Source organism: Secundilactobacillus muriivasis (assembly GCF_054785195.1).
Map to the genome: position 1 here is coordinate 1 of NZ_BAABMI010000023.1, position 9,053 is coordinate 9,053.

Annotated in this window: 8 protein-coding genes; 4 read left to right on the forward strand and 4 right to left on the reverse strand. The window is 47.3% G+C overall.

The annotated features are described in order from the left end of the window. Window positions 1-121: 121 nt before the first annotated feature. Window positions 122-376, reverse strand: coding sequence for a hypothetical protein (locus ACYVR3_RS06240; RefSeq protein WP_461243524.1), 255 nt, complete (start codon window positions 374-376; stop codon window positions 122-124). 233 nt (window positions 377-609) lie between these two features. Between ACYVR3_RS06240 and ACYVR3_RS06245 the strand changes: the two genes are divergently transcribed. Further along, window positions 610-900 (forward strand): hypothetical protein, encoded by a 291-nt coding sequence (locus tag ACYVR3_RS06245; RefSeq protein WP_054736046.1) that lies wholly within the window; start codon window positions 610-612, stop codon window positions 898-900. 88 nt (window positions 901-988) lie between these two features. On the opposite strand, the gene ACYVR3_RS06250 is transcribed toward ACYVR3_RS06245, so the two are convergent. Next, window positions 989-3,022, reverse strand: coding sequence for a metallophosphoesterase family protein (locus ACYVR3_RS06250; RefSeq protein WP_461243528.1), 2,034 nt, complete (start codon window positions 3,020-3,022; stop codon window positions 989-991). A gap of 243 nt (window positions 3,023-3,265) precedes the next feature. Between ACYVR3_RS06250 and ACYVR3_RS06255 the strand changes: the two genes are divergently transcribed. Further along, entirely contained in the window at window positions 3,266-4,165 is a 900-nt protein-coding gene (locus ACYVR3_RS06255; protein WP_461243525.1) for a hypothetical protein, read from the forward strand. Between the two features lie 35 nt (window positions 4,166-4,200). Continuing rightward, a complete protein-coding gene (gene rfbB / locus ACYVR3_RS06260) occupies window positions 4,201-5,184 on the forward strand; it encodes a dTDP-glucose 4,6-dehydratase (protein WP_461243529.1) in 984 nt (327 codons plus the stop codon). 489 nt (window positions 5,185-5,673) lie between these two features. Here rfbB and ACYVR3_RS06265 read toward each other — a convergent pair whose 3' ends face one another. Then, window positions 5,674-6,486 (reverse strand): Cof-type HAD-IIB family hydrolase, encoded by an 813-nt coding sequence (locus tag ACYVR3_RS06265; RefSeq protein WP_057152408.1) that lies wholly within the window; start codon window positions 6,484-6,486, stop codon window positions 5,674-5,676. Window positions 6,487-6,676: 190 nt separating this feature from the next. On the opposite strand from ACYVR3_RS06265, the gene ACYVR3_RS06270 reads away from it, so the two are divergent. Continuing rightward, window positions 6,677-8,041 carry an RsmB/NOP family class I SAM-dependent RNA methyltransferase gene (locus ACYVR3_RS06270; protein ID WP_461243526.1) on the forward strand — a complete coding sequence of 455 codons (1,365 nt, stop codon included), beginning with the start codon at window positions 6,677-6,679 and terminating at the stop codon, window positions 8,039-8,041. Between the two features lie 70 nt (window positions 8,042-8,111). On the opposite strand, the gene fni is transcribed toward ACYVR3_RS06270, so the two are convergent. Then, window positions 8,112-9,053, reverse strand: a 942-nt coding sequence (gene fni, locus ACYVR3_RS06275; protein ID WP_461243527.1) for a type 2 isopentenyl-diphosphate Delta-isomerase, incomplete at its 5' end; no start/stop codon positions are given.

The following is a 9,053-nucleotide window of genomic DNA, read 5'->3' on the forward strand; positions in this document are numbered from 1 at the left end:
CCAACACCCAAATCGCACCCAACACCCAAATCGCACCCAACACCCAAATCGCACCCAACACTTACGCTAGACACAAGCGACAATAAAAAAACTCCGGCAAAAGCGTCGAAGTTTCAAACGATTAATGTTCATGTTGGTCAGGTTTAATGGATTCGGTTTGAAATAGTGGTTGTTCATCAGTGAGCTGTTGTTGCCGATTGACGAAGCGCTGATGAGCCCGCGCACTTCGGATCGCGGTCAGGTAATCGTTAGCTAGTGTAACGTGTCGAATCACGCGTCGGAGCATCCAAATGAGCAAAATACCCGCGACATCGATCAGCGCTAAGATTGAAAATAAGACGAGGCCAGTTTTAAGGACCCCAATTAAGAATGTCATCTCGTTCACCACTTTCATTTCTAGTTTGATGGTGTCATTATGCTCGAAAATTCTTAAAAAAGCGAAGGGAAAGCCCTAAGTTTTTCTCAAGATTTTAGACGAATGGCCAGTAATTGATTGAATAAGCAAACTAATTAAAATTTTCGTTCGATTCAAATAAATTCTTATTAATTTGTCATTTTATCTTGGTCACTTTGTGGTAACCTAAGTCCTTGGAAAGGAACGTGTTTAAATTGCCTGAAACGATGTTAGTCTCTAAAGTCCCAGTAGTCTCAATGCCTGATTGGCAGAAATTAGCCCATCAATATGAGATCCATAATTGCCCAGCAACTTGGTCCCAAGCGAGTGAAGTTTTACGCTGGCAGAAGAATATCGGTTACCTAGAAACATTCACCGCACTTGATGATATTTATGCGGAACTCTCAGGTAATGATTTCTTGCGCGATATCGCAATCGACCATCCTGAACAAGTTCATACATATTGGGTGGCCAACCTAAGCGCGTACGTTTTGATTATTGACTAAAACTGACGCAATCTAAATAAAAACACCACGTATTCAGCTACGATTGCTGAGTAGGTGGTGTTTTTATTTGGATGATGAATTTGATACGTTAATAGGTGAAGTAGCCCCGAAAGCCACGCCAGACTTGAGTTACTTGTTGACTGAGCTGATTATAACGTTTGGTGTTTTCCGTTTGCTTGGTTGGTTTGAATTGTTTAAGTAAGTCTCGCAATGAACGATGACGAGGGTCGGTCCCGTCGCCGAATAACCGAACTTGCCAGGAACTAATGTGACCTGATCGATCCTGCCAACCAACCCGAAGGCGGTAAAGTTCGCGGTTACTTGGATTAACGACTAAGAGGTCCCAGGCGCTCGTGAGACCATTTTTGGTACGACCATGGCGTGATTTACGACGATCAGCGACATTGCTGGTCGTGGTGATCCAGTTGATGCCGTCCGTGTTGGCCCAGTCATCAACGTGGGTGTGGCCGGACATCACGGCGACGATTTGGTGACGATGCGTGGACAAGGCCTCAGTTAAGCGATGGTAATCGCCTTGCTGATTGTTTGCGAACCAGTCATACGTCCAAAATTGCCCAACTGCACGTTGAGTGGTGGCCTGACGGAGACTATCGTGAGTGAAAATAAGCACCTGCTCGTCCGGTTTGAGATCAGTCAGTGTTTTGATCAACCAATCGACTTGTGCGGTTTGAAAACGAGAACGACTGTGGCGGATATTTTGAAGGATGCCAGTCCAGTGAATGCCACTCGGCGCTTCGTCATACCCTCGCGCAAAATAGCCGTTTTTAAACGAGTCCGGGATATCAAATGCATCAAGTAAAATCAAACTGAGCCGACTATTTGGCAATTGATAGCGGCCGTAGAACTGACCAGATTCAGCTAAAAGATGTTCAAACGCGCGATTCCGAAGTTGATAAGCTAATTTCTGGGTAACGACTTGCTCAGTGCGGTAGCCGTTGACGTAGCGGGCGAAACCAGAGTTGTCATCGTGGTTACCTTGAGTGATGAAGAATGGTCGCTGACTTGATTTAAGAATCGCAACGGCCGTCCCAATATCTTGAATCGTACGGTCAAGGGTTTGCCGACCATCGTTTAAATCACCGTTGACGACTAGTGCATCGAGTCCAGCACGACGGGCAAATGCACTCATCACGGATAAATCGTGGAACCCAGTGGCCGTTGCGGGTGTTTGGTATCGGTCAAGGTGAAGGTCGTTAATGAGGCCGATGACTTGTGAATCCGGTTGACGAACTCGGTCTAGTTGAGCTTCAAGGGCGTTGAGCGCTGTCAGTTCGGCTGATGTAGATTGTAACCGGATGACAGGTGGATCTTGATGAACAAATGTCCAGGGTTCTTGAAGCCGACCAACGAGTTTAGAGCCAGTTCGCTCCAGTCCATAGTAGTCACTTAATTTGGCATTCAAAACCGTTACGAAAGGCACGTACAAATAGCGTGACTGCCGTTCGATGACAAGCCAGCCACGACGATCATGGTAAACTTTGCCGAGGTAGTCAAAGCGGGTGCCGTTGCGTAATTTGGTGATCGGCATGGCTTGTCGATCCGGCGCGGTTCTTGCCCAGACAGCTCGTTTGGTTAGCTGGTACTGACCGGTTAACCAGTAAATATGGGGCGTTTGCGACTGCTTCTCAGGTGTTATGACTGGTGATTGGTCGCTGTCACTGCCAAAAAAGTGCCCAGTTTGGTGATCAACGTAGGGCAGGAAACCACGTTCAGTTTTCAAGTAACCATACCGGCCGTGATCAACGTGGGTTTGGTAATGCACAATGGTTCCAGGTTGCAGAAGATGGGGTGGCTGTTGAATGGCCGTCCACTCTGGTGCCGAAAGGAGTTGCAATGGTTGGCCAACAATAAATTGATGCTGATCAGGATACGTCATATTCGGTTGGTGGCCAGAAGTTCGGTCGGAAGTGGTATGAACAGAGGCACTGGTACACTCCACTTGAAGCTCACCGAAGCATTTAAAGGGTGTCACACGTGCATAGGGCAAGTAAAGGGGCGTTGCGCGGTCGAGTTTTAACCAGTACCAGCCATCGTTTTGCAATTTTGCAACGAAGGTGACCTGAGTGCCCCGGTGAATAACGGCACATCGTGGACTTTGCATCACGGGTTGTTGGTGCGCCACAAGGAACCGATTAACTGTAAATTCACCACTAATGAAAAGCGGTTTGGTAGTCGGCAGTTGACCAGCAGCTTCAACCGAAGTAAATTTTGATTTTAAAAATGAGATTTAAACCGTCTCCATTTCGCTATTTGGCGTGTGATATACTGTAGTTATTGCAATAAAACACGTAGCGCCGATCTTGATTGACCGGGTACGATGTGAATTTAAGGAGTTGAACTAGGCATGGATAATCCATCCCTCATTTTAGCAATACATGACTTACCAACACAAGCCCCAGTCACGGCGTTTTACTGGCGACAAACGACACTGTACGTGCTTCAGCCAGATGAACAAGATGCGTTGATCACGGCGTGTGCGGTTGATGAAGCAACTCAGGTTGCGACTGCTCAACCAGAAACCACGATGCGGGTAACTGGCATTGGGGAAGTTCATACGTTGGAGGGCATTGAAGCGACAACCCAACCGCAATTCTGGCTGGGAATTGGGCAACCTGATGCGGATGAGCCGAAAGCAACGTACAGTACCGAACTTGGGTTACTCACGTTTGAGGCTGGCGCAACGGTTACCGGAAATACGTTACCACGATTGACGGAACTAACGGCTGCTAATATTACCGGGACGCCCATGCATCAACCGTTACTTAAAGCTGAGGCAGCGCTTTCAAGTGATGAACAAGAATTACTGATCATGGGGTTGGATACGGACTTCAATGCGCAACTGACAATTTATGACCAACCAGCGTTACTGCATTTGTTGGAAACGAGCACGTCTGAGACAACACCGACTTTGGCAGCCGATGATTTACGGGTCATGAAGACGGTGATCCAATCATTTAAACCGGCCGATAATCCGTTAGACTTCACAACTGACACGTTGATTCAAAGTGTTGATTTTTCAAACGGCCGAGCGATTTATGCGACTCGAAACGCTGCTGGAATGGCTGTGGGCAAGGGATATTGGTTATTGAAGGCTGGCTTTGCATTTCAACCAATGATTACCTCAGATCAAGAGGCAACTGTGACGGATATTCAGCTTAAGGGGAAAAACGTCCTGTTTAATCAGTATGCGCCGGCGACTGGTAACCAGCTGTTCGCCGTCCCTAAACAATTGTGGGATAAATAATCATTGAGGATCAAACGGACTAATGGAGGTAAATGATGCGACTTTTAGTGACGGGCGGGGCCGGGTTTATCGGTAGTAATTTTATTCGGCAAGTCTTGGCGACTCATCCGAATGATGTGATCATTAACCTAGATAAATTAACCTATGCAGGCAATTTGACATCGTTAGTGGCGATTGCTGATTCGCCACGATATCACTTTATTCAAGCCGATATTAATGATGTCGCAACCGTCCAAAAAGTTATTGAACAGTATCGAATTACACACGTGGTTAATTTTGCGGCCGAATCACATGTTGATCGGAGCCTGACTGATTCGCGGCCATTTTATGAAACAAACGTGCTCGGTGTTTTAAATCTGCTACAAGTGATTCGCACGCATCCTGAGATTCGTTTTTTACAAGTGTCAACGGATGAGGTGTACGGTGACCAGCAATTAATGGAACCCCCGGTGACCGAGAGTGGCCAAATTAAACCCAGTAGTCCGTATGCTGCCTCCAAAGCAGCGGCTGATTTATTGGTGTTGGCCGACTTTCGGTCATACGGACTGAACGTTGGCATCAGTCGGTCAGCGAATAACTATGGCCCATATCAGCATCCGGAAAAGTTAATTCCGAAGTTAGTGACTAATGGTCTTCGTGAACAACCACTTCCAATTTACGGTAGTGGCGAAAACCGCCGTGATTGGCTTTTTGTATTAGACAATTGTACGGCGATTTACCGAATTTTACGTGATGGTCAGGCTGGCCGAGTTTATAACGTTGCCGCTCATCAGGAACGGACGAATAATCAGGTCAGTCAGGCAATTATCACTCAACTGGGACTTGAAGCTGGTGCAACCATCCACGTTTCAGATCGGTTAGGGCATGATTTACGTTACGCAATGTCAAGTGAGCGACTTACAACTGAACTGGGATGGCAGCCCACTATGTCAAACTTTGAAATTGGATTACAGCAAACAATTGTATGGTACAAACAGCATGCTAGTTGGTGGCAACCATTGGTCGATCCTTCAGCCTAAGCAATTGGTTTGATCGCGCATGCTGTCCAATTAAACTAATAAGAGAGCCTTGGAGAAAAGAGCTTCAAGGCTTTTTTACTGTCGCCTGTGTCCAGCGTAAGGGTTGGGTGCGATTTGGGTGTTGGCTGTTTGTCGTCGCTTCGCTCGCCAAAGCCGCATAAAAATCAGCGCTCTCAGGCTACAAAATTCGGCGTCACTTAAACTGTCATTTCTAGGGTTCCTGAAGATGTGGAAACTTGTCAACCACGCGCTTTCTGGCTACCACGCCGAATGGTGCTGCGCGAGACTGAGAGCTGCATGTAGGGGCACTTCGATAAAACCGCCAGGCCCGGGCGCTTTCACCGAAGTGCCCCTACACACCGCTCTCAACCCGTCTCGCTCCGCACACTATCGCTGGACACAAACGACAGCGAATCTACACGAAAAAGGGACCGTGAATTGGTAATTCGAATTCAAGGCCCCTTTAGCTATTTATGTGTAGATAACAACCTATTCCGCCAGTTTCAAAGCGCGACCGAGGTAGTCTGCCAGGCCGTCTTCTTCGTTGGTCAATGGCGTAACGTCATCAGCAAGCGACTTAAGATGATCGGTTGCATTTTTCATGGCGACGCCAACACCAGCGTAAGTGATCATTTCATCATCGTTATGTTCATCACCGAACGCGATAATGTTATCTCGGCTGATACCGTAGTAATGCGCCAATCGTTCAACACCAACGGCTTTTTGAATGCCCTTAGCACAGATTTCCAAAACGCTGTTTGGACCGCCCCATGGACTGACATCGACCTGGTCACCGAATTTATCTTCGATGTAGGCCTGAAGCCGCTTTTGTTGAGGACGTTTAACGGCAATCGTCATACTGGTTGGATTTTGAGTAAGCGACTGTTGGCTGAGCAGTTCATTCGCTTTTAATTGAACTGGGAAGAACCCAAGCTCAACCGGTTTGTCCTGATGCGCTAAGAAGAGGTGCTTACCCTCAGCTGCAATCAACTCAACGTCAAAATCGCGTTGGTGTTGTAACAGGTCGAACACGATATCACGATTAAAGGTATACTGGTACTCCTTTGACCAATGTTTGTGGGGCACGTGTCCCAGACTACCGTTAAAGTTGATCATGGGTGTCTTGAGTGCCAGTTGATCGTAAAATTGTTGAGATAACCGGTTGGGGCGCCCAGTTACGATACTAACGATATGTCCCGCTTGAGTGGCCCGTTTTAGCGTTTGAATTGTTTTTGGTGACAACTGGGACTGGTTGTTCAGCGTTGTGCCATCGAGGTCGATAGCGATTAATTTTTGAGTCAATTTGTCACGTCCGTTCTAAGTAATAGGTAATGCTTAATAACTTAACACATTTGTTTGACCGGTTTCAACTACGACCACTTTATTCAGGGCCGGCTCGGTGGCATTCCACCTTAAATTAGCGTATACTTTTCAAGGTTATAGTGCCGGTTGACAGTTACCGGCCAGATTCGGAAAAAAGGAGTTTTTGAGTTTGAAATTACCAGAAGCGTTTATTACTAAATACACTCGGCTATTGGGAGATTCGGCCCCAGCTCTCTTCGCAAGTTTTGATGAGCCAGTCTACAGTGGATTTCGGCTGAACCCGTTGCGTGAACAACCAACCGATCTCCCGTTAACTGATTCCGTCCCTTACACTCACTGGGGCTATTACGGGAAAGTTTCTGGGCGCTCGTTACCGCATCAAAGTGGCGCAGTATATAGTCAGGAACCTAGTGCCATGTTTGTGGGCGAGGTTGCCCAACCCCAACCCGGGGAACGGGTGCTTGATCTCTGTGCGTCGCCGGGTGGTAAATCAACGCATCTCAGCAGTTTTCTACAAAATCAGGGCTTACTCGTTAGCAATGAAATTATGCCAAAACGCGCGAAAGTTTTGGCGGAAAACCTGGAGCGATTTGGGGTCGCTAATGCCTTGATCCTCAACGAAACGCCGGAAAAAATCGCGAAAACCTTCCCTGTATTTTTTGACAAGGTTTTAGTTGATGCACCATGTTCAGGTGAAGGGATGTTTCGTAAGGATCCCGAGGCCATGAGTTATTGGACACCAGAGTATCCGCAAGCATGTGCTGATCGGCAGCACGATATCTTAAGAGAAGCCGTTAAGGTGTTAAAACCAGGCGGCGAACTAATCTATTCCACGTGTACCTTTGCACCAGAGGAAGATGAACAAATGATTGCGTGGTTGTTGGCAACCTACCCTGAACTTGAGGTGGTGCCAATTACGAAAACGGCTGGCATTGTTGATGGTAAGCCAGAGTGGGCTGATGGCAATCCAGCATTAGCTGGTACAGCGCGCCTGTTCCCACACCTAATGAAGGGTGAAGGCCATTTCGTTGCTAAACTCCGCTGTCGTGAAGCGATTGGGACGGCGAAGAAGTTTAAGGGCCAGCGCCCCAATTTAAGTATTGAACAACGAGCCTTATTGGCCAAATTTGCCAAGACCACGTTAACGCAGACCTTTGATCATAAACAGCTATTGACGTTTGGCGACCAACTTTACTTGATGCCAATCGATACACCAGATTTGGGTAAGTTAAAGGTTGTTCGGCCCGGTTTACACTTGGGGACGTTTAAGAAAAACCGCTTTGAACCAAGTTATGCGCTGGCACTGGCGCTTCCAGCGAACGCGGTGCAAACCGAAATTCCAATTACGATGGCTGATTGGCGCCAAGTGGTTCATGGTGATACGATCACGGTAACCGGATTACCGATTAATAAGGGATGGGCGCGATTGACCTGTGAACACCAGCCAGTAGCGTTTGGAAAAATTGTCGGTCAAACGATTAAGAACTTCTTTCCAAAGGGGTTACGATTTAAAGCTTACGAAGACGAACAATAAAATAAAACGCATTCTGAATGCCAGCCAATGATTGACAGGTATTTCAGAATGCGTTTTTGCGTTCAAGTGATTATTCTAACGAAATAAACCGTTGTCGTGCGAATGATTCTAATTCCGGTGAAAAAACTAGGGACAATTTACGAAGATCCTTTACGGTGGGACTACCAGTCAATAACATTAACTTTTTAAAGGCTAACAGCCAGCGTTCGAGCCAATCTTGCGTAGCATCTAAATCGTGATGGAGTAACACATGGAGTAACTGGCCAGCCATGCCGACACAGTCTGCCCCCAGCGCTAAGGCCTTAATGGCATCAAGTGGTGTTTTGATGCCGCCGCTTGCAAATAAGTAGGGCCGGTTTGTCAGTTTACGACACTCCAGTAATGACTCGACGGTGGTTAACCCCCAATCATCTAAGTAAAGCATGTCCTTTTCTGGTCGGCGGAAGTTTTCGATTTTAGCGAAACTTGTACCACCACGACCACTGATGTCAACGAAAGCAACACCAATCGCGGTTAGCTTTTGAATGGTTTTAGCTGTCATCCCAAAGCCGACCTCTTTGACGATTACTGGAACGTCTAATCGAGCAACTAATTCGGCTAATTGGTCAAGCCAGTAAAAATCACGATCGCCCTCAGGCATGATGAGTTCTTGCGCAACGTTAATGTGAACTTGGAGGGCGTTGGCACCAAGCATGTCCACGGCCTGACGAGCTGCTTCAACGGAGTGGCCGGCACCAACGTTGGCAATCACGATGCCATCGGGATTATAATCCCGAACGGTTGTGAAAGTCGAAGCGAGTTCTGGTTCCTTTAAGGCAACGCTTTGGGAGCCAACCGCCATAGGCAAGCCGGTTTCAGCGGCGAGCTTTGCAAGATTAGCGTTTAATTTACCAGTAGTTGGACTCCCACCCGTCATGGCTTCAATCAAAAGCGGATAGGGTAACGTCACGCCGTTAAACGTGGTAGCTGGTTCAACATCGGTCAGTGCCAGTTCTGGTAAACTTTGATGCAG